Origin of the sequence: Pectobacterium carotovorum, from assembly GCF_033898505.1 — a bacterium.
Taxonomy (GTDB): Bacteria; Pseudomonadota; Gammaproteobacteria; order Enterobacterales; family Enterobacteriaceae; genus Pectobacterium; species Pectobacterium carotovorum_J.
In genome coordinates, this window is sequence record NZ_JAXAFK010000001.1 from 2,501,349 (window position 1) to 2,527,808 (window position 26,460).

The 26,460-nt window shown below is 50.7% G+C and carries 22 protein-coding genes and 2 pseudogenes; 5 read left to right on the forward strand and 19 right to left on the reverse strand.

All coding sequences use genetic code 11. From position 1 onward, the window contains the following. Nucleotides 1-30: 30 nt before the first annotated feature. Complete coding sequence (locus R9X49_RS11260; protein ID WP_319848431.1) at nt 31-1,293, reverse strand: N-6 DNA methylase; 1,263 nt, start codon at nt 1,291-1,293, stop codon at nt 31-33. A gap of 458 nt (nt 1,294-1,751) precedes the next feature. On the opposite strand from R9X49_RS11260, the pseudogene R9X49_RS23170 reads away from it, so the two are divergent. After that, nucleotides 1,752-1,895, forward strand: a pseudogene (locus tag R9X49_RS23170) (integrase arm-type DNA-binding domain-containing protein); the annotation flags it as partial. 134 nt (nt 1,896-2,029) lie between these two features. Here R9X49_RS23170 and cml read toward each other — a convergent pair. The 10 genes and pseudogenes from cml to R9X49_RS11310 all read right to left on the reverse strand — a co-directional run. Further along, nucleotides 2,030-3,202: pseudogene (cml, locus tag R9X49_RS11265) on the reverse strand (CmlA/FloR family chloramphenicol efflux MFS transporter); the annotation flags it as partial. 353 nt (nt 3,203-3,555) lie between these two features. Further along, the gene (locus R9X49_RS11270; protein WP_319848432.1) at nt 3,556-4,965 is read right to left on the reverse strand and encodes an FAD-binding protein; all 1,410 of its coding nucleotides are present in this window, start codon (nt 4,963-4,965) and stop codon (nt 3,556-3,558) included. A gap of 20 nt (nt 4,966-4,985) precedes the next feature. Then, nucleotides 4,986-5,864 carry a TauD/TfdA family dioxygenase gene (locus R9X49_RS11275; RefSeq protein WP_319848433.1) on the reverse strand — a complete coding sequence of 293 codons (879 nt, stop codon included), beginning with the start codon at nt 5,862-5,864 and terminating at the stop codon, nt 4,986-4,988. A 238-nt stretch (nt 5,865-6,102) separates the two neighbouring features. Then, entirely contained in the window at nt 6,103-6,324 is a 222-nt protein-coding gene (locus R9X49_RS11280; RefSeq protein WP_010300175.1) for an acyl carrier protein, read from the reverse strand. Between the two features lie 15 nt (nt 6,325-6,339). Then, a complete protein-coding gene (locus R9X49_RS11285) occupies nt 6,340-7,773 on the reverse strand; it encodes an AMP-binding protein (protein ID WP_319848434.1) in 1,434 nt (477 codons plus the stop codon). Continuing rightward, nucleotides 7,770-8,888: a membrane-bound O-acyltransferase gene (locus tag R9X49_RS11290; RefSeq protein ID WP_319848641.1), complete on the reverse strand. Its 1,119-nt coding sequence runs from the start codon at nt 8,886-8,888 to the stop codon at nt 7,770-7,772. The genes R9X49_RS11285 and R9X49_RS11290 overlap by 4 nt, the downstream gene beginning before the upstream one ends. Before the next feature lie 129 nt (nt 8,889-9,017). Further along, the gene (locus R9X49_RS11295; RefSeq protein ID WP_319848435.1) at nt 9,018-10,154 is read right to left on the reverse strand and encodes a D-alanyl-lipoteichoic acid biosynthesis protein DltD; all 1,137 of its coding nucleotides are present in this window, start codon (nt 10,152-10,154) and stop codon (nt 9,018-9,020) included. A gap of 832 nt (nt 10,155-10,986) precedes the next feature. Next, entirely contained in the window at nt 10,987-11,616 is a 630-nt protein-coding gene (locus R9X49_RS11300) for a hypothetical protein (protein WP_319848436.1), read from the reverse strand. Nucleotides 11,617-11,627: 11 nt separating this feature from the next. Further along, the gene (locus tag R9X49_RS11305) at nt 11,628-12,341 is read right to left on the reverse strand and encodes a hypothetical protein (protein ID WP_319848437.1); all 714 of its coding nucleotides are present in this window, start codon (nt 12,339-12,341) and stop codon (nt 11,628-11,630) included. Between the two features lie 187 nt (nt 12,342-12,528). After that, nucleotides 12,529-13,422, reverse strand: coding sequence for a LysR family transcriptional regulator (locus tag R9X49_RS11310; protein WP_319848438.1), 894 nt, complete (start codon nt 13,420-13,422; stop codon nt 12,529-12,531). 364 nt (nt 13,423-13,786) lie between these two features. Here R9X49_RS11310 and R9X49_RS11315 point away from each other — a divergent pair, with 364 nt between their 5' ends. Further along, complete coding sequence (locus tag R9X49_RS11315; RefSeq protein WP_319848642.1) at nt 13,787-14,227, forward strand: cupin domain-containing protein; 441 nt, start codon at nt 13,787-13,789, stop codon at nt 14,225-14,227. Nucleotides 14,228-14,312: 85 nt separating this feature from the next. Here R9X49_RS11315 and R9X49_RS11320 read toward each other — a convergent pair whose 3' ends face one another. Next, nucleotides 14,313-14,636, reverse strand: a complete 324-nt coding sequence (locus R9X49_RS11320; protein WP_319848439.1) for a PTS lactose/cellobiose transporter subunit IIA — start codon at nt 14,634-14,636, stop codon at nt 14,313-14,315. A 499-nt stretch (nt 14,637-15,135) separates the two neighbouring features. Between R9X49_RS11320 and R9X49_RS11325 the strand changes: the two genes are divergently transcribed. The 3 genes from R9X49_RS11325 (at nt 15,136) to R9X49_RS11335 (ending at nt 18,983) form a co-directional block, all read left to right on the forward strand. Then, nucleotides 15,136-16,152: an iron ABC transporter substrate-binding protein gene (locus R9X49_RS11325; RefSeq protein ID WP_319848440.1), complete on the forward strand. Its 1,017-nt coding sequence runs from the start codon at nt 15,136-15,138 to the stop codon at nt 16,150-16,152. A 195-nt stretch (nt 16,153-16,347) separates the two neighbouring features. Further along, on the forward strand, nt 16,348-17,925 hold the full coding sequence (locus R9X49_RS11330) for an iron ABC transporter permease (protein WP_319848643.1): 1,578 nt from the start codon (nt 16,348-16,350) through the stop codon (nt 17,923-17,925). Nucleotides 17,926-17,927: 2 nt separating this feature from the next. Further along, the gene (locus R9X49_RS11335; RefSeq protein ID WP_319848441.1) at nt 17,928-18,983 is read left to right on the forward strand and encodes an ABC transporter ATP-binding protein; all 1,056 of its coding nucleotides are present in this window, start codon (nt 17,928-17,930) and stop codon (nt 18,981-18,983) included. A 28-nt stretch (nt 18,984-19,011) separates the two neighbouring features. Here R9X49_RS11335 and arnF read toward each other — a convergent pair whose 3' ends face one another. Genes arnF through arnB form a run of 7 tightly spaced genes read right to left on the reverse strand, consistent with a single transcriptional unit; the run spans nt 19,012 to nt 26,459 of the window. Further along, on the reverse strand, nt 19,012-19,404 hold the full coding sequence (arnF, locus tag R9X49_RS11340; protein WP_319848644.1) for a 4-amino-4-deoxy-L-arabinose-phosphoundecaprenol flippase subunit ArnF: 393 nt from the start codon (nt 19,402-19,404) through the stop codon (nt 19,012-19,014). Further along, the gene (gene arnE / locus R9X49_RS11345) at nt 19,404-19,745 is read right to left on the reverse strand and encodes a 4-amino-4-deoxy-L-arabinose-phosphoundecaprenol flippase subunit ArnE (RefSeq protein ID WP_319848442.1); all 342 of its coding nucleotides are present in this window, start codon (nt 19,743-19,745) and stop codon (nt 19,404-19,406) included. Before arnE ends, arnF begins: the two co-directional genes overlap by 1 nt. Beyond that, nucleotides 19,742-21,412, reverse strand: coding sequence for a lipid IV(A) 4-amino-4-deoxy-L-arabinosyltransferase (gene arnT, locus R9X49_RS11350; protein ID WP_319848443.1), 1,671 nt, complete (start codon nt 21,410-21,412; stop codon nt 19,742-19,744). The genes arnE and arnT overlap by 4 nt, the downstream gene beginning before the upstream one ends. Nucleotides 21,413-21,429: 17 nt before the next feature. After that, nucleotides 21,430-22,323: a 4-deoxy-4-formamido-L-arabinose-phosphoundecaprenol deformylase gene (gene arnD, locus R9X49_RS11355; protein WP_319848444.1), complete on the reverse strand. Its 894-nt coding sequence runs from the start codon at nt 22,321-22,323 to the stop codon at nt 21,430-21,432. After that, a complete protein-coding gene (gene arnA / locus R9X49_RS11360; protein WP_319848445.1) occupies nt 22,320-24,338 on the reverse strand; it encodes a bifunctional UDP-4-amino-4-deoxy-L-arabinose formyltransferase/UDP-glucuronic acid oxidase ArnA in 2,019 nt (672 codons plus the stop codon). Before arnA ends, arnD begins: the two co-directional genes overlap by 4 nt. Then, the gene (gene arnC, locus R9X49_RS11365) at nt 24,335-25,318 is read right to left on the reverse strand and encodes an undecaprenyl-phosphate 4-deoxy-4-formamido-L-arabinose transferase (protein ID WP_319848447.1); all 984 of its coding nucleotides are present in this window, start codon (nt 25,316-25,318) and stop codon (nt 24,335-24,337) included. The genes arnA and arnC overlap by 4 nt, the downstream gene beginning before the upstream one ends. After that, on the reverse strand, nt 25,311-26,459 hold the full coding sequence (arnB, locus tag R9X49_RS11370) for a UDP-4-amino-4-deoxy-L-arabinose aminotransferase (RefSeq protein WP_319848448.1): 1,149 nt from the start codon (nt 26,457-26,459) through the stop codon (nt 25,311-25,313). The genes arnC and arnB overlap by 8 nt, the downstream gene beginning before the upstream one ends. Between the last annotated feature and the right edge of the window lies 1 nt (nt 26,460).

A 26,460-nucleotide genomic window follows, 5' to 3' on the forward strand; every position in this document is an offset into this window, starting at 1 on the left:
TATAGCTAAGGAAGCTATAGTTAGTATTTCCTACCAAAATAAAGGAATATCTTTTACCACTCCAACTGTAAGATGCCTCATTCTAGCGCGATCATTTAAAAAATCATTAGTCCGTTCTAACTTTAATACTTTCAACAATTTCTTACAGTCAGATAATTTCTCACTCTTAGGCATTAAGATAATCATATGATTCTCAACAGCCACAGGTTCATTTATATCTATAATAGTTCCTGATGCACGATATCTGTCAGAAGGACTAGAAGTCCTTTTAATTAAAATAAAAGGTGGTGTAAGTACTACTCCCTCAAAGCAGCGATATTCTGTCGCAACAGTTATTGTGCACCAAACAGGACTGTTTTTTGGATGAAAATAAGGATACTTGGGCCCAGAATCAGGATCTCTATATGCAACCAATGGGCCGACTCGAACATGAAAATATTCCGATAGTTTAGTATATTTACCCAGATCAGTATACCAACCTATTGATTTTTTATAACAATTTCCTTTTGCTCCTGAAAGGATAAATACATCAACATCAGTTTGATCGTTAAACCTTCCCCACACCCGACATTTAGCATTCATTTCTGAAGAAATAAATGTTCTAAAATCATGATATCGGCTTCCTGACCTTAACACATCTGGAAGAATTATACTTATATTACAATTAACTGGCAGTAAACGAATAAAATGGTCAAAGATAACTCCTGCCGAGTTTACTCTCCCCTTTTTCCAATAATTTTCTTGGGGGGAATCCCAACCTATAAATGGAGGATTCATGATTGCGTGCGTAACATCACATAATTCATCAATTGTTACGTCCATAGCATCTTTTACTTTAAAATGCCTTAAATACCCTAGAGCTTCATCAAGAGGACAATCTTTTATCGCGCCTCGAGATAATGCTTCGGTTATTATTCTAAGCTTCGACGCCTCTACAAACTCATCATATAAATCATATCCCCTTAATATGTTCCCCCATAGTCTAAGTGTGTCAGAGAGTTTTTCTTCTACTTTTAATTTTCTCGAACACTCAACCAATAAATTACCGGCACCACAAGTAGGATCCAAAATCACCGATTTTGATGTGATTTCCGACGGAAACGAACTAATTGCTTCCGTTGCCAACTTTCGCCCTGTAAAGAATGCACCTGCCTGTCTCATTACTTCGATAGACAATAAATCTCGCAATACACTATCCATAGAGTCTAAATCAATGTTTGAAAATGATTTATTTTCCTTAAATGAATCTATACTCTGCTTTAATTTATTATTGTAAGGGGCTAACTGATTCATAATCTTAATCTTAATCTATATAGTGAATTATGCTCACTATAGCTTTTTTTTTAAAAAAACTCTATAGAAAACATCATAACGCACTGATATAAAAGGATTAGTTCAATCCAAAAACAACCTTATTCTGCAGATAAAACATAGACTTAGACCAGCGTTCTAAGAATTAATAGCTTATCAGGTTCACTCTATAAATAGCCCATATAACCTATAGTGGCGAACTGATGCTCTTTTTACGGAGAAGAAAGTGAGATCTTCCCTTTATTCAGTACCAACTTTAGCAAGGTTTCAGAGCTAAGAGATCAAGTCATTTCGGTTTTCTCTGCCCCCCCCCCCTAATATTGCTGATTTTTTGTCGAAAGCTCAACCGTTTTACCCAAATAAATGGACTCTAGGGGACTTGCAGACTGCTTTTCACTCAATAGAAATTGAGGATTATCCTGCCACTTGATGCACGGTAGATTGAAATTGCCAAACCAAGAGAAAAAGAAAGAGAAAGAGAAAGAGAATACAAACTGGCGGATAACAGAGGACTATATCTTTTGATTAAGCCTAACGGCGAAAAACATTGGCGTTTGAAGTATTGTGTATTGGAAATAGAAAAAGGCTATCCGAGAATATTAACATTCAAGGTAGTTATCGATGACACCTTGTACGCAAAGATATTTTTATGCGTACAAGAATGACAAAACTAAATAGCTAACAGGGCCTAATTGCCAATACGATTAGCCGACACAAGTATGCTGGACAAAACGATAGCAATCGCCGCGAGTATGAAGCAAAAAGCAACGATCGGCCAACTTGTGCCAACTGGGAAAATAGAGATGATGACCGTCCCAATACTCCCTAATATTATTCCACCTAAGCAGAAATAAACCGCAGTAACCGTTCCTGCAATCTCATCAAATCCCTGTAAAGCTCCATTAGGCGCAATGGAAACTGACATAGTAATACCTATTCCTATTACCCACATTGGCGCAATAAAGCCAGGAACCCAAGACGGAAGAAATATTTCACTTATTACCAGCATCATTCCGCCTGAAATAAAGCATCCCATCGCTATTCGCATGACTTTAAAGCTTCCCCAGACAGGAATTAATTTCCCCATCAATCGAGCCGTAATCATCATTGCGATAGCGACGGTAGAAAAAACCATGCTGAATAAAAGCGGTGACAGGCTTTGTCTGCCCATCATTATTTGTGGTGCGGTTGAGAAAAAAACAAAAAAACTCCCCATCCCTGCGCTGTAACAAAAGGTATAAAGCCAGAAATTCATTTTTTTCAGCGGGAGTAAAAGCTGTGACCAGCGTAAATCAGCGGTTCTTTGATGGCGGGTTTCAGGCCAGAATCGCCATGCAGATACATAAGCGATTGTCATCAAAATACCGAGGACGGCAAAAATTAGCCGCCATCCCATCCACATATCGATTAACGCCCCAATAATAGGCCCAACCGCCGGTACGATGGCGAGCATTGAACCTAAAATTCCATAGATAACATGACTTTCCTCACGGCCTGCGTAGATGTCGCGCACAATTGCAAACATCGCCACCAAGCAAGCTGAAGCCCCACACGTCTGCGCGAAACGACAGACCAAAAATAGATTTATTGAAGACGAAACGGCAAGTCCAAATGATGCAAGCAGGTAAACAAAACTGCCCCATAGCAATATTGGACGACGGCCAAAGCGGTCAGACAGCGGACCGAATAACAGCTGTCCGGCCCCGATCATGACGAGATAAATTGATAATGTCAGCTGAATGACTTCTGGAGTCGTACCTATAGCATCTGGCATATAGGATACAACAGGTAGATACATATCCATGCCCAGTGAAGACAGCAAATCAAAGAGGGATAACAGTAATAACGTTACTGTAAGCGAGTAAGGCCAGATAGTGTGATTTGAGCGCACAAGTTTATCTCCTGAATAAAGGATCTAACGGCGCTCTAAGAGCAAAGGGAGCTTTGGGAACGCCGCAACAACGTAAATGGGAGCTGTTGCGGCTTAGTTATCTGCTTTTTTTGTCATGCTCTCAGTTTTCATCACTCGGGGATAATGTCGCATAGTAACGGATTGGGAGATTATTGGCGACGATAGGTGCGCACACTTCTTGAACGGAAATAGTCGGCAAGAGGGTTTTCACCATTAACATTCTGGCACTCGACATCACGTCAATTTTCAACGAAATATGTGTTTGGACCACCACGTTTTCAAACCTATGGAAACCAGCTCAGTGCAATCCCACGGAGCCGGCAACGTTTATGCTATTGAACTCGCCAATCACTAAAGTAATGACCGATCGCGGAAGGGTGGTCGAGAGGAGCGGTGGCGGCTATATAGCCATCTGGCCGAACTAACAGGTATTGATCAGAATAGGGGCTACTTCCCGTTTCAACGTGCAGAACATTGACGATATCAGGCAGTGATGCAGGTACATCTGCCGTGCCAATGATGAGCAAACTGTAATTGCGATAATTTAGCTGTGAGTAAATTCTGCCTGACTGACCAGATTGAGAATCTCGCCACATAAAATCATGCAGCCTTTCGCCAACACTCCCGTCTGTTCCATAGCGAACGCCCATACCCGTGATGTAACCCGCACGTTTTTCGACAATCTTGACGTAATCATCGGCATGGTTGCCTGTCTCTGAGGTTTTGGTTGAACGTACAAGCTCCGCTGACGTTTTTACCACTTCCAGCGCGACCGCTTTTCGCTCCGTTTCGTAAGTCTGTAATAGCGTTTGGGGCGCATGATGACGGGTAACCATCGCTATTTTCCAGATGAGGTTAAAGGCATCGGCCAACCCCGTATTTAACCCCTGGCCACCATTTACCGAGTGAATGTGGCTCGCATCACCAGCGATAAATAATTTATTTTCAAGGATATAGTGTTCTGCCACAGACTCTTTAACCGAGAATTGCGAGTACCACTCAATCGATTTAAAACGCAAGTGATGCGGTTGCAGAGCATGATTAATTTTATCTATCGCCTGCTGTTGCGTGAAGTCCTCACTGTCCATCTGGATATAGAAACGATCAAGATTACCTTCACGTGGTATCCAGGCAACATCGGCGGTTTCTGCCTGGAAAACAATAATTTCCGGTACTTTGGGAAAATCAGTTTCTATTTCACCATCAATCACTGCCCAGGTAATCTGTGGTCGCGTGATCTCAAACGGGATAGCAAAGTGTTGGCGCACAAACGATCGTGAACCATCTGCGCCAATCAAATACCGGGAACGAACAGTCTCACCACTGGTGAGCGTGGTGAGGCAGCCGTCTTCCTCCAACACAATCTCTTCCACAGAGGTATTGCGGCGCACGGCACTATTTAGTTCGGTGAGCTTATTATCGAGTGCTTGTTCCACATAAGCCTGACCAATCATTAAAAAATGCTTGTGAAAACAGCCTTGTAAAGCATCCCACCAGGTAGACTGGCGTGAAATAAATTTACCTTTTGACCAGACTGAGCTGGTATTACAGGTTTTGCCCAAGGGATAAAGCTCATCGAATAAATCAATAATTTCAAACAGCTGCAAACTACGGGCATTTAGCGCATCAGCACGGCCTACCGTTAGCGGCCCCTGTGATTTATCGATAATGACGGTGCTTAAACCTGACAGCTGAGCAAGATAGGCACAGGCCAGGCCGACAGGCCCCGCGCCGATAATCATGAGATCAACATGCTGTGGTTTCATGACGGTTGCACCAAATGTGGGTTATTCAGTGGCTGTTTAGCATGGATATGTACCCGACGTAGATGACGGCCGCTCTGGCTGGCATACGATTCACGACCGTGTAATAACGAGTAGTTATCTGCAATGACTATATCGCCGCTTTGCCATTGGTGAGCATACTGAACCCGTGGATCATATAAGGCATGCTGCAAGCTGCTGAGTAATTGCTCTTGTTCTTCGGGTTCAATACCGGAGAAGTGATAAGTGGACGGATTCAAGAATTCTTTATCACCAGCAATCGGCGGCTCACAAAAACGAATCACGGGATGAGTGCGGTAAGGGTGCTGCTCTATAATAGGGGCCAGTGCGGTACTGCTGTATAGCTCGACTGCGCGTTGATACTGACCAGTTGCACGCTGCCATAGCGCTTTGGTTTCGGGTGATGCCAGACGTAACGCCGTGGTGGTACTCGAAAACGTGGTTCGCCCACCCTGCCCTTCGCCAACGGCTGATACGCATTGAAAGACTTGTAGTTCAGGCACGGTTTTCAGGTACATGCCGTCCCAGTGTAAGGGAACATAGTTGTTAGCAAAAATATGGTCGGTAGCATCGGGTTGTTCAACCAGTTCCAACACGGCACCAAACGGCCATTGCATAATGTCACCGATGGCTGCGCAATATGTTGTTAAATTTTCTGCACTCGTAAAACTATCAAAGCCCCGCAGTACCACTAGTTGTTCGTTTTCTACTAATGTACGCAGCCAGTTAGGCGATAATTCGCCAATATGCACACCTGATTTTTTTGGCTCAATACGTACACCAAAATGACAGGTTTCACCTTGGGAATGAGTTAAAGGCTGATAATCAAAGCGATCTTCTAAAGTGAATGAGTCCATTTTACTTCTCCGTGTATTATCCATTGTTGAAAGATCTTTCAGATAATATCGGCAACAAATATTCAACACCACGGATACAATTTTAATAATTAGGAGGGTTTGAATAGAGAATCACTGCCCTCCTCTTTTCACTACTATCTAATGATGTAATGGACCTTGATACTCCCCCACAATTAAAAAACCCCGGATAAACGCACCCAGGGTCTTTGAATCGAGCACAACCGTCGCTGCTTCAGGCTTAGCCGCGGTTCTCTTCGATGTAGCGAGCCAAGTCTGCCGGCGTCTTCAGAACGGTAGCAACTTCGGTCGGTGGGATCACACAGCCATAAACGTCCTGCACTTCCAGCACCAAATCAACCGCCAGAATAGAGTCGAGAATATCAGACTCAATCAGCTCATCATTAAAGCCCACTTTACGGGATAAGATCTTTTCAAACAGCGCGAGTATTTCTTGTTCCATCATTTTTCCTGAGTATTAGATCGTGCGGGCATGGGTATCCAGCAGCTTACGGTCGATTTTGCCGTTAGGGTTAAGCGGCAACGCATCTTTGATAATAATTTGGGAAGGCACCATGTAGGGCGGAATCACCTTCGAGAGCGACATTTTAATCGCTTCAGGCGCTAAATTCGTCACACAGAACGCCGCAATACGCAGAACGCCACCGCCTGATTTCATCAGCGGCAGAACAACCGCTTCGCTGATGTCGGACATCGCCAGCAGGCGGTTTTCAATCTCGTTGATTTCAATGCGGTAGCCATTCAGTTTAATCTGGCTGTCATTGCGTCCCTGACAGTATAGCAGCCCATCCTCGTAGCCCAGATCGCCGGTTCTGTAGCCCCGGAATGCTTCGCTCTCCCGATGCAGCAACTTCTCGGCATTCTCTTTCGCCAGCCCAAGGTAGCCGCGCATCACGTTTTTGCCCCAAATGATCAGCTCACCTTCAGCGGTAATTTCCATTCTGGAGTCCGGCATCATCGCGCCGACCGGCAGCAAGTCATTGTCGCTGTGCAGAATTTCATCGGTGATTTCAATAACGGTGGTCGCGATAGTCGCTTCCGTTGGGCCATAGGAGTTGAGAATTTTGGCGTGCGGGAAGCGGCGGCGTAACTGTTTTACCAGCGCTTTGTTCAGCACTTCGCCAATGAACACAAAGACATTGAGTTCAGGTAAATACTCACTGTTGAACTGGGGGGAAAGCAGCCTCTGGTAGGCGAAGGATGGCGTTGAAACCCAGGCGGAAACGCCGTTGTCTTTCAGGCGATCGAGCCAGTTTTCTGCCGCGATATCCTCTTTCGCATTCAGAACGATATGCCCTCCGGTTGCCAGATTCGCCAGCAGCGGGATCAGAGAGAGATCGAAACTGAACACCGCATGGTTCATCAGCACCGGCACGTCCGGCAGCGAAAAGTCCTGACGCACCCATTTCATGAAGTGCCACAGACTTTCACGTCCGATCTGCACCCCTTTAGGTTTTCCGGTACTGCCGGAGGTGAACATAATATAGGCGAGATCCTGCTCCACCAGCGCCTGTCCGGCTTCTCCGGTCGCAATGAACTGTCGGGTCGCGACATCGTAATAGTAAGGCGCGCTCGCCAGATGACAAATCTCGTTAAGCCGCTCCTGCGGATAGATGCAGTCCACCGGGATATACGGAATGTTATGCAGCAGACAGCTATAGATCGCCACGGCAAACTCCGCCTGCTGATGCCCATATAACACGATCGGCGGCCCCGCAGGTTGCCGACATTGCTGGTAGCGCTGTGCCCAGTCTGTCACTGCAACAGATAACTGTTGCCAGGTCATCGCTTCATCGCTGCCGCTAATCGCCAACCGATCTGGGTTAGCGGGGTTAAGCAATGCCGCACGGAGGAAATCTTGCAGTTCCTGAAGCTCGCAGTGTTGGTTCATAGAGGAGACATTCCGCTAAAGATGTAGAGGGAGGCCGCAGCGCTTGCCAGCGTCAGAATACGACCGATGAACGCAATAACCGGATGATGTAGACAATTGCTCAGCGCTGGGCTGCGTTTGGCTGACCACAGCAACATGTTATGAGCAACGGAAATGGCGCCAAACAGCGCGCCGCTGATGACATAGTGTCGTTCAAGCCCGTTCCATGCCCCCATACAAAACAGGGTGCAGAAGATGCCAATATTCTGCGCCAGCGTTTTGTTCTGTCGGAAAAAGTCGAGCTTCATCAGATTCATATAAATCGGCATAAAGACCACGTCTCTCAGCCATTCAGACAGGCTGATGTGGAAGCGCCGCCAGAAATCCTGCGGGTTTTTAGCCAGAATAGGCAGATTAAAGTTCGCCGGGATATTCAGGCCAAATAAGCGCCCTGCCCCGATAGCCATATTGCTGTAGCCGGCAAAATCAAAATAGAGATAGGCGCTGTAGGCCAGCGACATCACGACGCCAACGCTTAACGTAAACGGGCGCTGGCTCCACGATTCAATCACTAGGTTATTGATCAGCATGGCAAATAAGAATTTCTGAATAATGCCGGTAAAAATCTGCTCCATCGCCACTAAAAACTGCTCACGAGTGATCGTGAAGACCGGTTTAGTAATGTCATTAACCCATGTCCGCCAGCGATACATCGGGCCAGCCAGAATAATGAAAGGCATAAAGAGGTAGCAAAAGTAATGCAGGAAATGCTGACCATCTTTTTTGCTGCGATAAAGCAGCACATCAATGGCGCGGAAGGTCATAAAGGACAGGCCGATCATGCCCCAGTGGTTGTTGAGGTGTAATTTCACCAAAAACAACGGCAGCAGCGTCAGGCTGACTGCCTGCCAGGTTTTTAACCACCCTTTCTCTTTTAAGGTAACAAGAATATAAAAGCTCAGGAATACCGCCACGGGAACAATATGATCCCCCTGGAAAATATATCCCCAGCCTAGCACCGCCAATACGGAGAAGGCGGATAAATACGTCAGTCGATAACTGAATACGCGATTAACCAGCGCAAACAGTAACGCTGATGAAAACAGAAGGAAAAAAAACATTCCGGAGCTGTACATCATTCATCCTTCAGAATTTTTGATATTCAAAATTCACTTTTAAACTCATGCTTTCATCAACAGAGGTCCATGCGACGATGGTGACTGCCAGAAAGAGATAAAGGAAAAAAAGGCGAATAGCGGTTTTCATCATTTAAAACTCTCTGCAATAAATTGATCCATCGCGACCCATGCCGGATCGGTTGGGTGCAAGCGGTCCCAATTCCAGCCGTTTTGATAAGGCTGCGCATACATATCAAAATAGCGCACCTGATTTGCCTCCAGCATCGATCTGATCTGGCTATCGACTGGCTGAAATTTCTCGGAATTTTTAATCGCCCACGGATTAATCGGATCGACAATCACGATAAACTGGACGTTGCGCGCTTTCAACAGTTTGATCGTCGCCGATAACGCTTCCATCTGCGCCGGAACAATCGGTGCATCGTCCCACTCTTCCGGTGTTTTATCGTCGGCAAAAACAGACTTATCCATCCACAATGTGTCTGCACTTTGCTCGCGGGACTGATTCAACACCTGAGCCTGCGCCAACTCGCGATTCCAGTCAGGAATCGTATTGACGGTTGACCGATGTGGCCACGGTTGTGTTGGCTGGGGAATAATACCTAGCATCGACAGCCAGTCGTTTTTTATTAGCTCGCAGAAATTAGCAAATTGATAACTCACTTCCTGCCAGATAATTTGCGGATCCCAACCATAGACTTTCATTTGGCCGAACGTTAAATGGCTTATCTCTTCTTTATCGATATGCTGTAAGTAATTGACCAAAAAGGATCGCGTCTGGTCATCCTTCATCAGAGGATTAAAAATAGATGCCGGGAAATTGTTGGCAAAAATTGCCGGGGGAATACCGTCTGAATAAAAACTATCGGGCGCAAGCAGCAAAACAACTTTACTGTTCGCGTTAAGATCGTTTTTAAAACGCGAAAGCAGTAAAAAATGTGTGACGTTATCGACATAGCTATCGCCATAGGCCACGACAGGACGATGTAACTGGTTATTAAAGTAATTATAGACAGCGTAATGTTCATCTTCCGATGTAGAGACCTCGGAAGCCCCGAGAAAGAAAATCGCATTGCCCTGCAACGCATGGGAAAGGGTGGCAATCTTTTCCTTTTGTTCTTTTGCCGTCCCTTCCATTGTTTTAATCAGCGGCTGGAATGTCAGCGCCGGATCGACGTTCTTCACCAGCGGAGGAACGCTAAGAAACAGGATGGCAAGGGTAGCCATCAGGATATGTAGGCAGAGAGTATTTTTGATTTTCATTATAAAGTAAGGCTACATGATATTTATTGTTTGAAATTTGTGAATTTTTATCTTCACAGTAAATCAATCCCTGTGTTTTTGGATTATATACCAGGCTTATCGCCGATGATGAGCATTGCTGTGTAACGGTATGTACAGTGTTTATGTCTGTCACAATAATCAGTCTGAACACCAGATAGGAGAAGGGTTTTCAGGCCGTCATTATCATCTACGCCGCCTGAATATGAAGTAGTAAAGGGCTGTCGACAGCCCCCGAGTGCTCAGATTTGTTAGTGATTTCAGTGATGATGGCGTTCAAGAATCTTTGGTGCGATGAATAAGTACGAATAGCGTGATCCTCACCTTACTTTTTTATTTCATCTGACAAGCTGCTCTCTTAATGTTAACTTAATATATTCGCAATATTACGCACTCGTTCGGTATACCTCTCTCTGTTTTACAAAGCTATGCGTCATTGCAAAAAGATTAAAAGGAGAATTGATGAAAAATGATCAGGCCACGATCCCTCGGCTATTAATCGTCTCAATCACCCTGTTTGTTATCGCCTGCTCATCCAGCACGAAAAGATCCCCTACGGATGAAACGCCAGCATGTATGAAGTATCGTTCTATGATGACGGCACCCCTGCCACCAGCGGAAATGATGAGGCTAAAAAATCAGTGCGAGCAATCAAGGCATTAATATAGTGGGGATCGTCAGCACAGATCCCCAGAATTTCTATAGCACGCTATAACACTAATGATGACAAGCCAATAAATCGCGCCTTCGTGTATTGCCAGAACAACAGGCATGTTATGCGAGAACCCTAACACGACTACCTGAGATACCTGTGTTATTCTTCAATATCCATCAAGGAAAAGTGCTGTTTTATCTTTTCAACCAGCTTTTCTGGCCCATCTTCTTGTACAAAATCGGTGAGAAGAAACTTGAAACCTATTGTCTTAACCAACCCCTTATTACCCAATTCAACCTCAGACTCAAGCTCAGGATAAGCAGCATGACGCCAAACTCGATCGAATATCTCATTGTTATTATGTATCTGCTTAATTGGGCTAAATAGATAGATTGCCAGATAAGTCTCTGTCTGTTTTATCGTTTTATTTAGTTCACAGGCATCTGGCTCTTGCTCCGCATAGACCTCTTTACGATGTTCCCATTCCAGTTCACTATCGGTGATAAGCCTGACATCCAAAATATAATCATTTGGGCAGAAATAGCGTGAAGATGATTTTTTGATGAATGTAAAAGAAGTATCTATCAACGGTAAAAAATTCCATCCCCAGTACTTGAATGGGTTCACGCTTCTTGATGGTGGCGTATCAAAACTAATCGGGTTCCACTGCAAAAACTGTACACTCATCAATTCCCCTACTCGTTCTATACGGGGTAATACCTGCTGATAAAATCCTGCGCAGATACGATGTGCCTGTCTGACTTGCTGAAGCGAGTTATCAATATCCATTTTTAACATTCTTATTTGTTGTCAGAAAAAGAAGAGAAAATATTTTTAGTTCCCTCATGCAGAGGAAACGCAGTAATAAGCTGAGATAATTTTTTATACTCTGGCAAAGCCACTCGAATACCATATAAGGAAAGTGCAGACAGACAATCCCTAACAATATGCTGCTCATGGATGTCCACATTCTGTAAAGACAGTAATGCGTTCTTAGCATTGTGCCACTCTCTCTGTATTACCTTTGTATTATCTTTGTAGTTTCCTATTAATTTATTATTAAACTCCCCTAACGATTTGGGAATATTCCCTAATGCAATAAAATAGAGTTGTTCTTTTCTTCTCTCATCCTGATGATAGGCAGTAATCTCTCGTTGCCATTGTTGATGGTATTGCCAACCCCCCTCAGGTGGTTTAACTTCAATCAAAATATCGGCTTTTTCAAACTCCAGAACAACATCAGGTTCGACACTGTTCTGGTAAACATCTTTCATTTTCAGAGAATAACGAGGCCAAAAATTCACCTGACGATACTCACCTAATTCTGATTTCGATAAACCTAGAAACTCACTAATGAACAAGAAACGACTTTCTGCACTCAAATAACCAATTCGTGTCCAAAATGCTGCCGTCAATAAATCCTCTCGTTTTTTAAAGACATTACGCCAACTCTCTGGCGCTTTCCCTTCTATTTCCACTCTGCCTGCTTTTCCTTGCATAATGGCCTGAAGCATCTAATTCTCCTGATAAACCTAATAGATCACTCGGAAGGTACTCTGCCTAAATGGTGTGATCTGAACGCCAGACTTACGACCAACCAGACCGAGCCGTACCGATCATAGCATCGTCCTCCAACGATGAACGATGCCTAATTAGAAAAACAAGCCAGAAAATACGCGATAAAACGCGTTCCCCCAACCGCTAACGCGGGTAGCGCAGCGCTTCCACAAACAGCGAGAAAGCAGTGGTGTGCTGTTTGCGGCTGGGATAGTACAGATAGTAGCCAGGGAACGGCGGACACCATTCCGCCAGCACCCGAGTCAGGCGTCCGCTGGCAATGTCATCTCGCACTGCATCTTCCGGCACATAGGCCAGACCAAGGCCGATGAGTGCCGCGTCGATTCGCTGGCGCAGGCTATTCATCGTCAGCTGTCCTTCAACACGCACCTTGATTTCCCGACCGTTTTTCTCAAACTCCCACGCGTAGATCCCCCCCATCGTCGGCAGGCGCATGTTGATACAGCGGTGATGCTGCAAATCCTGTGGCGTCGCGGGGGCGGGATTACGCGCGAGATAGTTCGGGGAGCCGACCACCGCCATACTCATATCCGGCGCGACACGCACGGCGATCATGTCTTTCGCCACCTGTTCACCCAGGCGAATCCCCGCATCGAATCGGCCAAGAACAATATCGGTTAACGCATTATCTACCGTAATTTCAACGTTAATATCGGGGTAATTCGCCAAAAATGGCTTTAACACCGGCCATAAGATGGAATCAACGGCATGCTCCCCCGCCGTGATGCGAATATTGCCCGCCGGACGCTCGCGCATATCGCCCAGCGCCACCAGTTCGCTTTCAATATCTGCAAAGCGTGGGCCAAGGCTATCCGCCAGCTTCTCCCCTGCTTCCGTTGGCGCGACGCTGCGCGTAGTTCGGGTCAGTAAGCGCACGCCCAGCCGTTCTTCCAGGCCACGAATCGAATGGCTTAGCGCCGACTGGGAAAGCCCGAGCTTCGCCGCCGCTTTGGTAAAACTGCGTTCTCTTGCCACCACAAGGAACGAAATGAGGTCATTAAAATTTTCTTTTAACATCAGCGTGTCCAAATAGTGGTGTCATGAATGATGTCCATGTGAAACCATCCATCGCTCATTAAGCCGCGCTGAAAGTCGGCAACGGGAATAACTCCCCTGCATTACGCGGCGTGATTAATGAATATAATTCATAACCTCTTGCGGGTTTTGCCCTCTGGTGCTTCCCCATAAATCGCAGTAACGTTTTTCACCACGACGCTTTCAATAATCACAAACTTTTCAATAACAGCTACGCTTTCCAGCAAGGAATAAAAAACGTAGGGAACGTTTTTCAACGTCGCTTGCGACGACCCGGCCCTCAGGGTGACGTACAAGGATGTCCGCCATAAAAAATGAAATGACTTGCCGCCTCTGCCTGTTATCCATGTTAGCCCCGGCAGCGATTGCCGAAACGGAGGAAAAATTGAAAATTACCCGCAGCGGTTCACTCCCGTCCCAGCCAGGCCCGGAAAGCTATTTTTCCGGCAACGTACGCATCGATGCACCTTTCCAAGGCACCGCACCCGCTCGGGTTGGCGGCGCGACCGTCACCTTTGAACCCGGTGCCCGCACGGCATGGCACACCCATCCACTCGGCCAGACGCTGATCGTCACGCAAGGTCGGGGCTGGCTTCAGGAATGGGGTGGCGACATTCAGGAGATCAATCAGGGCGATATCGTTTGGATACCTGAAGGCATAAAACACTGGCACGGCGCGACGGCACAAACGGCGATGACGCACATTGCGATTGCCGAATCGCTTAACGGCAGCCCGGTTGAATGGCTGGAAAAAGTCAGCGACGAACAGTACGAAAAAGTGAAGTAGCACAAGAAAAAGGCGTGACAGATAAAAACAGCAAAGCCACTCAGCGTGAAGACTGAATGGCTTTTCTACTTGCTCTGCGATGCGGTTAGCGTAGGTGGAGATTAACGCCAGAGACCTCTTTCCTGAGTTCAATAATCTCTTCAGCCAGTTCACGGCATAGCATCGCATTCATCAGGTGATCCTGTGCGTGCACGACGATAAGTTCGAGATTCGTTTTTTCCTTACTTTGGTTGCCAATGAATCCGGTCTGAATCAATTGCGCCCGGTTCAGCGCCACCGCAGCCATTTTTAATAATTCATCGACATGATCCCACTCCCCTCGGCGAGCAGATCTCAGGGCTTCCATTGCGCAGGAACGTGTTTCGCCAGATTTAACGATAAGCTCAATCATCCGCGTTTCTACATCCATTTTTCCATCCCCCGAATATCAGTTGCTGTGTCACCTTTTTGTCGGTCAATTAACCCCAAATTGCAGACAAGCGCACGTGACACCGAAGAAATACGGTGCATTTATTGTATCGCTACTCACAGCCTGCACATTAAATATAGATGATGAATCAGGATTTGTTTCTGTAAATCATGATGTTATATCTCATTTCTGGTGAAATAAATTTCACATACGCACTCGGCTGTTTTTTAAGCGATGGATTTATACAATTTCACACCGTGACATGTGCTGAAATAAAGTGATGACCGCTATGTCACACCCACCGGAACCTTAATTTAACCTTAAGAAAGCGAAATAATAATAACTATCATTATTATTATCGATATGTAAAATCCATCCTCGACTGCCGCTACATATCGGCCTGTGTCGCTAAAATAGCGTGGCTATCGTGAGCGACACACGGGCTTCCATGTAGGCCAGCAATACGCAAACACGACAGGTATTGATAAGGGTAAATAATATGAAGCTTGGTTTTGGATTACTGAGTTCTGCCGTTTTATTCGCTTCCGGTTTGGCTCTCAGCGCATCAGCAAATGCAGCAGAAAACGATGAAGGGATTGTGATTTACAATGCCCAACATGAAAACCTCGTGAAATCCTGGGTTGACGGTTTTACCAAAGAAACCGGCATCAAGGTAACGTTGCGCAATGGCAGCGACACCGAATTGGGCAACCAGCTGGTGCAGGAAGGGAAATCGTCGCCTGCCGATGTGTTCCTGACCGAAAACTCACCGTCGATGGTGCTGGTCGATAACGCCGATCTCTTTGCTCCGCTGGATAAAGCCACCCTCGCGCAGGTACCGTCTGACTATCGTCCGTCCCACGGCCGCTGGATCGGGATTGCCGCGCGCTCCACCGTCTTTGTCTACAACCCGGCCAAATTTACCGACGCACAGTTGCCGAAATCCTTAGCCGATCTGGCGCAGCCAGAATGGAAAGGCCGCTGGGCCGCCTCCCCGTCCGGCGCAGATTTTCAGGCCATCGTCAGCGCCTACCTGGAGCTGAAAGGTGAGAAAGCCACGCAAGACTGGCTGAAAGGCATGAAAGAAAACTTCACCGCCTATAAAGGTAACAGCACGGTGATGAAAGCCGTGAACGCGGGTCAGATTGATAGCGGCGTGATCTATCACTATTACCGTTTTGTCGATCAGGCTAAAACCGGCGAAAACAGTAACAACACGAAGCTGTACTACTTCAAACATAAAGATCCGGGCGCATTCGTCAGCATTTCCGGTGCCGGCGTGCTGGCATCCAGCAAACATGCGAAAGATGCACAGGCCTTTATTAAGTGGATTACGGGCAAATCTGGTCAGGAAATCTTGCGCACCAACGATGCCTTTGAATATGCCGTTGGCGTCAACGCGGCCTCAAATAACAAACTGGTTCCGCTGAAAGATCTGGATGCACCGAAAGTCGATGCCGCCAAACTCAACAGCAAAAAAGTCGTGGACCTGATGACGCAAGCTGGCTTGCTGTAACGCATAGGTTTTAACGCATAGGTTTTAACACGTAGTTTTTAACGCACAGATTGTCGCGCATGGGTTATAGCACATAGATGTCATGACCCACCTTTCGTCAGGGCGTTCGCGTCCTGACGAATCATCACCTGAATGTCCGCATATAGCGGCTTCACCGTCTTAACCTATCGTCCTGACGAGGCAGCTACAGGCAGTATGACAAACGTTAGCTACAGCGAAACGACCCCGTTCACCGCACCCTCTCCGCCATTACGCAAGCCAGCCGCGCTGCTTACCCTCATAGCTCTGACGCTATCCCTACTGGGGTTTGTTCCGCTCGGCTTTGTGATTGGCGTGAGTATTGATACCGGTTGGGAAACGGCGCGCGCCCTGCTCTTTCGCCCACGCGTCGGCGAACTGCTGACCAACACGGTGCTGCTGGTCGTCCTGACGCTGCCAATTTGTACGGTTTTGGGCGTGCTGCTGGCCTGGTTAACGGAACGTACCACTCTGCCCGCCCGGCGCCTGTGGTCACTGCTGCTCACCGCACCGCTGGCGATCCCTGCATTTGTACAAAGCTATGCCTGGATCAGCACTGCCCCCGGCCTGCATGGTCTACCGGCTGGCGTGTTTTTATCCGTCGTAGCCTATTTACCGTTTCTCTATTTACCCTGTGCCGCGACGCTGCGTCGGCTTAACCCCGCGCTGGAAGATGTCGCCGCCACGCTGGGCGTCCCTCCCATTACCGTCTTTTTTCGCGTGGTGCTGCCACAGCTAAAGCTGGCTATCGGCGGCGGACTGCTGCTGATTGCGTTGCACCTGCTGGCGGAGTACGGCCTGTTCGCCATGATCCGCTTCGATACCTTTACCACCGCGATTTTCGATCAGTTTCAGTCAACGTTTAATGGCCCGGCGGCCAACATGCTGGCTGGCGTACTGGCGCTGCTGTGTCTGTTTCTGCTGTGTGCGGATGCCCGCGTACGCGGCGTCACCCGCTATGCGCATGTCGGTTCCGGCGCGCCGCAGGCTGTCACACCGATACGTCTGTCGCCGTTTCCGCTGTTGCTGGCTCTGCTGTTACTGGCAACACTGATACTGCTAACGCTCGGCGTGCCTTTTATTACGCTGTTTCGCTGGCTGTGGTTTGGCGGCTGGGAAGTCTGGCAGCGCCGCGAGCTGCTCGATGCCTTTCGCCAGACCATGACGCTGGCGCTGAGCGGTGCCGCACTGACGACGCTGGCGGCGATTCCGATGGCCTGGCTGACGATCCGCCACCCTAGTCGCCTGTATCGGTTTCTGGAAGGGTGCAATTACATCACCAGTTCTCTGCCGGGTATCGTCGTCGCGCTGGCGCTGGTGACCACCACGATTCACCTCATCAGGCCGCTCTACCAGACTGAATTCACCGTGCTGCTGGCTTACCTGTTGATGTTTATGCCACGGGCGCTGGTGAATCTACGTGCGGGTATCGCCCAGGCGCCCGTGGAGCTGGAGCAGGTCGCGGCCAGTCTGGGGCGTTCGCCGTTGCAGACGCTGATGACCGTGACCATTCGGCTGGCCGCGCCCGGCGTCGCCACCGGGGCAACGCTCGTCTTTCTGGCCATCGTCAATGAACTGACCGCCACGCTGCTGCTGGCCCCCAACGGCACCCGCACGCTGGCGACCGGATTTTGGGCGCTCACCAGCGAGATCGATTATCCGGCGGCGGCACCCTACGCGCTTATTCTGGTCTTACTGTCGCTGCCGTGGACCTGGTTTCTCTACACGCAATCACAAAAAATGGCGGGGCTGTAATCATGTTGGAACTTCATCGCGTCAGTAAAGGCTTTAATGGGCGCACCGTGCTGTCTGACATTCATCTGACGTTGGAGAACAGCCGCCGCACGGCGATTGTCGGCCCATCCGGTTCAGGAAAAACCACGCTGCTGCGCCTGATTGCCGGGTTTGAAAAACCGGATACCGGTGTCATCACGCTGAACGGGAAAACGCTCTGCGATAACGGACTTTCCGTCCCCGCCCATCAGCGTGGAATCGGCTATGTACCGCAGGACGGCGCACTGTTCCCGCACCTTTGTATCGCGGATAACATCGCCTTTGGGCTCAAAGGCTCGAAGGCGGAAAAGCAAAAGCGCGTGGATGAGTTGATGGCGCTGGTTTCCCTCCCCGCACATTTACAGAAGCACTCGCCGCATGAGATTTCCGGCGGTCAGCAGCAGCGTGTCGCACTGGCTCGCGCGCTGGCGCAGCGCCCTGCATTGATGCTGCTGGATGAACCCTTTTCCGCGCTGGATACCGGCCTGCGTGCCGCCACCCGTAAAGCGGTGATGGACGTATTACAGCAGGCGAATGTAGCGTCGATTCTGGTAACCCACGATCAGGGAGAAGCGCTGTCTTTTGCCGATCGGGTCGTCGTCATGCGTGACGGCCAACTGTCACAATCCGGCTCGCCGTGGACGCTTTACCATCAGCCCGCCAGCGAAGACATCGCGACCTTCCTCGGCGAAACGCTGATTCTCGATGCGCAGGTGACTGGCGGTCAGGCTGACTGCCTGCTTGGGCGCATCGCGGTGGATCGCCCAACCGCAAGCGGTAAAGCCCGCATCATGCTCAGGCCGGAACAGATCGTGATTCAGAGCGCTGAGGTTGATAGCGCTGAGGGGAATAGCACAGCGACGATTCGAGCAACCATCCGTAAGGTTGATTTTTCCGGCTTCGTCTCTACGCTAACGCTGCATGTCCACCACACAGCCGCTGACATTATTGAACTGAAAACCGTCAGCCACGCCGCTTTCGCCGTTGGCCAACAGGTCAGCCTGAGCGTCACGGGTACCGCACACGTCTTCAGTCAATAACATCAACCGCTAGCGGCGCGCAGGCGGCTTATCGCGCCGTCTGCGCGTGACGACTCACCAGCCAGACGCCCAGCATGATAATCAAAACGCCGAGGTTTTTACGCAGGCTCATCGGTTCATTCAGCCACGGCAGGAAAACCGCCGCAAGGTAGACCACCGCATAGCTCAGACTAATGAGCGGATAGGCGCGACTTAGCGACAGATAGCGCAGCACCATGAACCAGCACACCATCGACAGACCGTAGCAAACAATCCCGCAGATCACCGCAACCACAGGCCAACCGCCCATTAAGGTGCTAAGCGGCGGCCAGTGCGTCAGGGAAATACTCGGTAGCGCCAGCATCCCACTTTTCATTAACACCTGCGCGGCGCTGGCTAACACAATACTGCCAAGCGCCCAGACATAGCCTTTTTTCGCCATCATCCCCCCTGCATCAGATAGATACCGGTGACAATCAGCGCAATGCCCCACCAGTGGTGCCGGTCCACTCGCTCGCCAAACCAGTAGTGCGCCAGCAGCGTGACCAGAACAAAATTAATGCTCAGTAGCGGGTATGCCACGCCAAGCGGAATATGCTGCAACACCACAAGCCACAGCAGCAGCCCGATACCCAACAGCAAAGCCGCCAGCACCAGCCATCCCAGCGTCACGCGCTGGCGTCGATCCGTCGGCAAACGCCGCCAGCACTCCGCCGCCTGTTTCTGGCACAGTTGTCCCAGGCTGGTCAGCAGGCAGACGATAGCCACCAGTAGATAACTCATGGCGCTATCTGCTTATAAAACAACAGCACGTAGCGGTGCGATTTTTTCAACTGATCGGGGGCAGGCAGACTGCTGTATTCTTCATCGGTATCCCTATCGACCTTCAGCACCAGCGCGACATTTCCGCTACGCCGTTTCTCAGCCAGCCAGGCCGGGAAAGCGCCCTCATCCACAAAACGGTCAGTGGAATCAGCGTAGTCCAGCCCGTAGTTCAATTCGCCCCGCGCCTTGAATAAGGTGATATCGCTACGTTTGAGCTCCCATGCCAGTCCGGCGGCCAGCCCAACTTCATCGCTAAGCACATAGCGGCTCTCCTCCAGCAGTGGCTGGTGACTACGAATAAAGGTTTGAGGATTCTTTGAATCAACCACGCTCGCCGGAATACTCCCGCCGACGAGCAGCGCCAGAAATAGCGGACAACCCGCGACCAGATATCCCCACGATCGCTGCTTTTTAAGGCTGACAGCAGCAAAGGCCACCCAGCCAATAAAACAGACGACACCGGATACGATGGTCAGCCCTTCTCCCGGTTGATAGAGATGCGGCATGATAATGCCGAGGCCCAGCGCCGCAACGGCGAGCGCCAGCAGGCTGCCAAACGCAATATTGAGCCAGCTATTGATACGCAATAAACGCTCGCGTACCGCAGGGGCCAGTCCGGAAATCCACGCCGCCATCAGCAACGCCAGCGGTGCAAAGCACGGCAGAATATAAGTCAGCAACTTGCCTTTAGCGATGCTGAAAAACAGCAGCGGCATCACCATCCAGCACAGCAGAAGGAACCGTTCCGGGTTCGCTTTTCGTTCCGTCCAACCGCTGCGTAACGCGCCCGGCAGCAGCGCCAGCCAGGGGAATGCGCCGACAATCAGAACCGGCAGGTAATACCAGAACGGCGCTTTATGCTGCGCATCGTCTTCTGCAAAACGCTGGATATGCTCAATCCAAAAGAAGTAGTGCCAGTAATCAGCTTCTCGCGCATGCACCGCCAGCGCCCACGGCGCACTCAGCAAAACCGCGACGATAATCGCCAGCGGCCCGAACAGCAGCAATTCCTTAATCCGCTTTTGCGCCAGCGCTACCGGCAGCACGCTGATGACCGGCAAGGCCAGCGCCAGAAAGCCTTTGGTCATAAATCCCATGCCACAGGCCAGCCCCATCAGTCCCCAGGCCATGAGTCGTTCGCGCGTCAGCGTGGCACGCTGAATCAGCACGTGGCTGAACAGCGCCGCCGTCATCCAGAGCGTCACCATCGGATCGAGCACGCTGTAGGTGCCAATACCATACACGAGCAGCGACGTCAGATAGATCGTCGCCGCCAGCAGCGCAGTACGCCGGTTTTTCCACAGCAGCATCGCCAGCCAAAACACCAGCAGCGCGCTCAGCGCAGTAGAAAATACCGAACCAAAGCGCACGGCAAAATTGGTATGACCAAATAACCACTGGCTGATGTTATTCAGCCAGTAGCCCGCAACGGGTTTCTCAAAGTAGCGAACGTCCAGCAAATGCGGCACGATCCAATCGCCACGCTGAAGCATCTCGCGGCTGATTTCCGCATAGCGCGTTTCATCCGGTGACCACAGCCAGCGGCCGTTAAGCGGTAACAGGTAGAGCAAAGCAAATAACACCAGTATTACGGTACTTTTTAGCTTTATCATGCCTTTTTCCATGCTATCTCCTGCTTTATTTATTCTTCCGCTTGTACGCCAAGCCACCCTTCCCGTCCGGGAAACGGCGCGCGTACAATCCGCCCGACGGGCAGCGTGGCTCGGTCATCAGGCAGCAATGAGGAAAGCGGACAAAATTCGATGTGCTGCTGACGGGCACGAAGCAGCAACTGACGGAACAGCGCCAGCTTCGCTCCCCCTTCAACCTCCGCATGGATGGTGTAGACCGGCACGCCGCGATCCTGCTGGATCGCCTCAAGAATAAAGTCGTTGAATTCACCGTCACTCACGCGCTCGCCGATGACTTCATCATAGGTCGGCAGCGTAACCGGGATCTGCACGGTACCCAATTCACCGCTTTTCAGGCGCGGTCGAAAAGGTCGGGTACCGCGACAGTCGCTGTTATAGTCCAGATTCCAGTGCTGCTTCATCTCAACGACGCGCGAATCGGCTCGCCAGCCCGCCACCGCGGAACAGCGCACCGGTGATGGCAGTATCGGCGTCAGCGCATCCATTCCTTCACGGAACTGCGTGGCTAATTGCGCATCCGACCAGCGGGCGACATTCGCCTGCCAGCCGTGATGATCCCAGGCGTGTAGCCCCACCTCATGCCCGGCGTCGTGCGTCTGGCGGATTAACGAACCAAACCGTGCGCCGATATGGCGCCCCGGCCACGCCGTGCCGGCCAGCAAGATATCCCAGCCGTAGAGCGAGGCCGCGTTGGAACGCAGCATCTTCCATAAAAAGCGCGGACGCAGCAGGCGCCACAGATGACGCCCCATGTTGTCCGGCCCGACGCTAAAAAAGAAACTCGCCTGGATATCGAACTCCGCTAACACATCCAGCAGCGCGGGCACACCGTCCCGCGTACCACGCCAGGTATCGACATCAATTCGCAGGCCAACGCGCGTCATCCCTGCGTATCCGTGACGTCATCAGCGTGCTGGGGATCAACGGTACGCAGGAAATAGTCCAGCGTTTCCGCGACGGTTTGCTCCATCTTCACCGTCGGCTCCCATTCCAGCAGCCGTTTGGCGTTGCGAATGCTCGGCGTGCGGTGCGCCACATCCTGATAACCTTTGCCGTAATAGCTGCTGCTTTCCACTTCAATAAACCCGGCGAACGGCGGGAAGCGGTCACGCAGCGGGTGGGCATTAAAGCTGGTCAACAGCATTTCGCCCAGTTCGCGGATACTGGCTTCATTGTGCGGGTTGCCGATGTTGATAATTTGCCCGTCACACTGGCCGTTGCGGTTTTCAATAATACGGAACAGGGCCTCAATGCCGTCGTGAATATCGGTAAAGCAGCGCTTCTGTGCCCCGCCGTCCACCAGCTTGATCGGCGATCCTTCCACCAGATTGAGGATCAACTGGGTAATCGCCCGGGAGCTGCCGATACGCGCGGCATCCAGCGTATCCAAACGCGGCCCCATCCAGTTAAACGGACGGAACAGCGTAAAACGCAGGCCGCTTTTCGCGCCGTACGCCCAGATCACCCGGTCCAGCAGTTGCTTGGACACAGAGTAAATCCAGCGCTGCTTGTTGATTGGCCCGACAATCAGGCGTGAGTTATCTTCATCAAACTCTTTGTCATCACACATGCCGTACACTTCTGAGGTGGACGGGAAGACAATGCGTTTGTTGTAGCGCACGCAGTCGCGCACAATTTTCAGGTTCTCTTCAAAATCCAGCTCAAACACGCGCAGCGGGTTACGGGTGTATTCGATAGGCGTTGCAATCGCCACCAGCGGCAGAATGACATCGCATTTCTTGATGTGATATTCGATCCATTCGTTATGAATGCTGATATCGCCTTCCACAAAATGGAAACGCGGATCGCCAAGAAAACGGGCGATGGCATCCGAACTGATATCCAGCCCGTAGATTTCATAGCGATCGTCACGCAGCAGGCGTTCAGTCAGGTGGTTACCGATAAAACCATTCACGCCGAGGATCAGGACGCGCGTGCGGCGTCGTTGCACACGGCTGGCGAGGTTACCCAGTTTCGCCTGTGGCACCATGCCCATTTCCGCCGCCAGTCGGCTACCCGACATATACAGCCCGGTCTCACTCTGTCCGCTGACGATCTCAAGCGCGTCTTCACCGCAGGACACCACCAGCGGCGATGTCGAGATGATCGAGCCCGGTTCATGCTTCACCCCATTGGCCCTCACATCGTTGCTTTTAACCACGCGGGCACGCCAGACGATCACTTTACGCTCACCGAGGAACGTAAACGCCCCTGGGTACGGTTCCGTCACCGCGCGGATCAGGTTGTTGATCTCACGGGCGCTTTTTTGCCAATCGATCAGCCCGTCTGCCGCCGTGCGGCGTCCGAAGTAGCTGGCCTGACTTTCATCCTGCGGCGTCAGCATAATCTCACGCGAGCGGATCTGCGGTAGCTGCTGCGCCAGTAAAGCCGCAGCGGCGGTACGGCATTTTCCATGCAGCGTCAGCGCGGTATCTTCAGCGTCAATCGCCACCACCGACTGGGCAACGATATCGCCAGCATCAGCGCGAGACACCATCTTGTGCAGCGTCACGCCCGTCTGCGTTTCACCGTTCACCAACACCCAATTCACCGGTGCCCGTCCACGGTAGCGTGGCAGCAGCGACCCGTGCAGATTGAAAGCGCCAAACGACGGCAACTGGAGAATGTCGTCGCTTAATAGCGTGCGATAATAGAAGGAAAAAATAACATCCGGCGCCAGTTCCCGAATGCGGTTCACCCAAAGCGGGTGGTTAACGTCTTCCGGCGCAAACACCGGCACATCCATCTCGGCTGCCGCTTTCGCTACCGACGCATAGAAGTGATTCTCGCCCGGCGCATCGCTGTGCGTGAACACGGCCTGAATCTCATAGCCCGCGAGCTTTAACGCCTCAAGGCCGACGCAGCCGATATCGTGGTAGGCAAATACGATCGCTTTCATTCTTCTTCATCCCGTAAACTGGTGGTCAGTGGCGTTGCCGCACTCACTGTTTTTTGCACAAAATAGCGTGGCCGGGCCCGCACATCGGTATAGATACGACCGATGTATTCCCCCAATAGCCCCATCCCGACGAACTGCGCGCCGATAAACATAAACAGCACGGCAAACAGCGTGAACACGCCCTCTGCCGCCCATTCCGCCCCTAAGAACAAACGCAGGCCGATCAACAACAGCGCCAACAGGAAACCCGACAGCGCAACGACGCTGCCGATCAGGCTGAGAATACGCAGCGGCGTCGTCGTCAGGCAGGTCAACAGGTCGTACATCAGGTTAATCAGCTTCAGAAAACTGTATTTGGACGTGCCAAATTCACGTTCGGCGTGCATCACGTCGATCTCAATGGTTTTCCGCGCAAACGTGTTGGCCAGAATAGGAATAAAGGTGCTGCGTTCATGACAGCGCAGCATCGCGCTGACAATGTGACGACGATAAGCACGCAGCATGCAGCCGTAATCCGCCATGGATTTCCCGGTCGAACGCCGGATCATCATGTTGATGGTTTTCGAGGCCAGTTTGCGGAACAGCGAATCCTGTCGGTTTGCCCGCACGGTGCCGACCACGTCATACCCTTGCGCGGCATACTCTACCAGCCGTGGGATTTCCTCCGGCGGATTTTGCAAATCGGCATCCAGCGTGATGACCACATCGCCCACCGCCTGCTGAAACCCAGCCATAATGGCCGAGTGCTGACCATAGTTACGGTTCAGCAGCACAGCGATAATGTGCTTTTCCGGGTCGCTCGCCGCCTCAGTCAGCAATTCCGCCGAGCGATCGCTGCTGCCGTCATCAACCAGAATAATTTCCCAGGGTTTACCGATCTGCCGACAGGCCGCCAGCGTGCGTTCAATCAGCACCGGCAGGCTCTCTTCTTCGTTATAAACGGGAATCACAACAGACACATTTTTGATGTCATCAATCACGAACAGACTCCAGAATCGAGGTTAGCGCCGCAACGACGCGATCGACATCGCTGTCCTGCATATCGGGGAACAGCGGCAGCGTCATCAGCGATGCCGAATTCCACTCCGTTTCCGGCAGGTGCAAATGAGGATAGCGCTCACGGTAATATTTTTGTGTATGCACCGCTCTGAAATGCAACCCGGTGCCAATGCCGCGCGTTTGCAGTTCCGCCATCAGGCTATCGCGCGATATGCCGCACTGCGTTTCATCCACCCGCACCATAAACAGATGCCAGGCATGCAGATGGGGATAATCAGGAACAGCCAGCGGCTGGAGCGGCAGCGAGCGCAGCTGTGTGAGATAACGCGCAGCAAGCTGCTGACGGCGGGCGTTGATCGCCGGGAGTTTATCCAGTTGCACCAGCGCAATCGCCGCATTGATATCCGCCAGATTGTATTTAAACCCTGGCGTCACTACTTCAGCCTGCGGCTTGCGCCCCTGTCGCTGTCTGTCGAATGCATCAACACCCAGCCCGTGAAACTTCAGGCTGCGTATGCGTTCAGCAAGTGCTTCGTCGTCCGTCACCACCATGCCGCCTTCCGCACAGGTGATGTTTTTAATCGCGTGAAACGAGAAAATGGCGGTTCCACGCGCGCCGATCCACTCATCGCGATATTGCGTACCGACGGCATGCGCCGCATCTTCTATCAGCGGGATGCCGTAGCGCTCGCTGAGAGCACGCAGCGCCGTCAAATCGGCCGGAGCGCCAGCATAGTGCACGGGAATAATGGCTTTGGTTTTCGGTGTGATGGCCGCCTCGACATCCTGCGGTCGCACCATCAGCGTATGCCGATCCACGTCAACCATCACCGGTTCCGCTCCCAGGAGCGTGATGATATTGACGGTTGAAACCCAAGTCTGGGACGGCGTAATCACCTCGTCGCCGGGGCCAATACCAAGCGCCATCAGCGTCACGTGCATCCCGCCCGTCGCAGAACTCACCGCAATTGCCTGTCGACACCCGACCTGCTGGCAAAACGCCTGTTCCAATTGCTGACATTTCGGCCCTGTGGTTATCCAACCGGAGCGTAATACTTCCGCCACGGCAGCAATTTCCTCTTCGCCCATGTTTGGGCGGGAAAAAGGCAAAAAATCCGTCATA

What these genes read in the sequence shown, in the direction of transcription:
- R9X49_RS11280 (WP_010300175.1), bottom strand. Translation starts at nt 6,324, where the DNA reads ATGGAACAAGAAATACTCGCGCTGTTTGAAAAGATCTTATCCCGTAAA.
- R9X49_RS11335 (WP_319848441.1), top strand. Translation starts at nt 17,928, where the DNA reads ATGTTGGAACTTCATCGCGTCAGTAAAGGCTTTAATGGGCGCACCGTG.
- arnD (WP_319848444.1), bottom strand. Translation starts at nt 22,323, where the DNA reads ATGACGCGCGTTGGCCTGCGAATTGATGTCGATACCTGGCGTGGTACG.
- R9X49_RS11320 (WP_319848439.1), bottom strand. Translation starts at nt 14,636, where the DNA reads ATGGATGTAGAAACGCGGATGATTGAGCTTATCGTTAAATCTGGCGAA.
- R9X49_RS11260 (WP_319848431.1), bottom strand. Translation starts at nt 1,293, where the DNA reads ATGAATCAGTTAGCCCCTTACAATAATAAATTAAAGCAGAGTATAGAT.
- R9X49_RS11270 (WP_319848432.1), bottom strand. Translation starts at nt 4,965, where the DNA reads ATGATTATCGGCGCGGGGCCTGTCGGCCTGGCCTGTGCCTATCTTGCT.
- R9X49_RS11295 (WP_319848435.1), bottom strand. Translation starts at nt 10,154, where the DNA reads ATGAAAATCAAAAATACTCTCTGCCTACATATCCTGATGGCTACCCTT.
- arnA (WP_319848445.1), bottom strand. Translation starts at nt 24,338, where the DNA reads ATGAAAGCGATCGTATTTGCCTACCACGATATCGGCTGCGTCGGCCTT.
- R9X49_RS11285 (WP_319848434.1), bottom strand. Translation starts at nt 7,773, where the DNA reads ATGAACCAACACTGCGAGCTTCAGGAACTGCAAGATTTCCTCCGTGCG.
- arnF (WP_319848644.1), bottom strand. Translation starts at nt 19,404, where the DNA reads ATGGCGAAAAAAGGCTATGTCTGGGCGCTTGGCAGTATTGTGTTAGCC.
- R9X49_RS11275 (WP_319848433.1), bottom strand. Translation starts at nt 5,864, where the DNA reads ATGGACTCATTCACTTTAGAAGATCGCTTTGATTATCAGCCTTTAACT.
- R9X49_RS11315 (WP_319848642.1), top strand. Translation starts at nt 13,787, where the DNA reads ATGTTAGCCCCGGCAGCGATTGCCGAAACGGAGGAAAAATTGAAAATT.
- arnT (WP_319848443.1), bottom strand. Translation starts at nt 21,412, where the DNA reads ATGGAAAAAGGCATGATAAAGCTAAAAAGTACCGTAATACTGGTGTTA.
- arnE (WP_319848442.1), bottom strand. Translation starts at nt 19,745, where the DNA reads ATGAGTTATCTACTGGTGGCTATCGTCTGCCTGCTGACCAGCCTGGGA.
- R9X49_RS11330 (WP_319848643.1), top strand. Translation starts at nt 16,348, where the DNA reads ATGACAAACGTTAGCTACAGCGAAACGACCCCGTTCACCGCACCCTCT.
- R9X49_RS11310 (WP_319848438.1), bottom strand. Translation starts at nt 13,422, where the DNA reads ATGTTAAAAGAAAATTTTAATGACCTCATTTCGTTCCTTGTGGTGGCA.
- arnB (WP_319848448.1), bottom strand. Translation starts at nt 26,459, where the DNA reads ATGACGGATTTTTTGCCTTTTTCCCGCCCAAACATGGGCGAAGAGGAA.
- R9X49_RS11325 (WP_319848440.1), top strand. Translation starts at nt 15,136, where the DNA reads ATGAAGCTTGGTTTTGGATTACTGAGTTCTGCCGTTTTATTCGCTTCC.
- R9X49_RS11300 (WP_319848436.1), bottom strand. Translation starts at nt 11,616, where the DNA reads ATGGATATTGATAACTCGCTTCAGCAAGTCAGACAGGCACATCGTATC.
- R9X49_RS11290 (WP_319848641.1), bottom strand. Translation starts at nt 8,888, where the DNA reads ATGTACAGCTCCGGAATGTTTTTTTTCCTTCTGTTTTCATCAGCGTTA.
- R9X49_RS11305 (WP_319848437.1), bottom strand. Translation starts at nt 12,341, where the DNA reads ATGCTTCAGGCCATTATGCAAGGAAAAGCAGGCAGAGTGGAAATAGAA.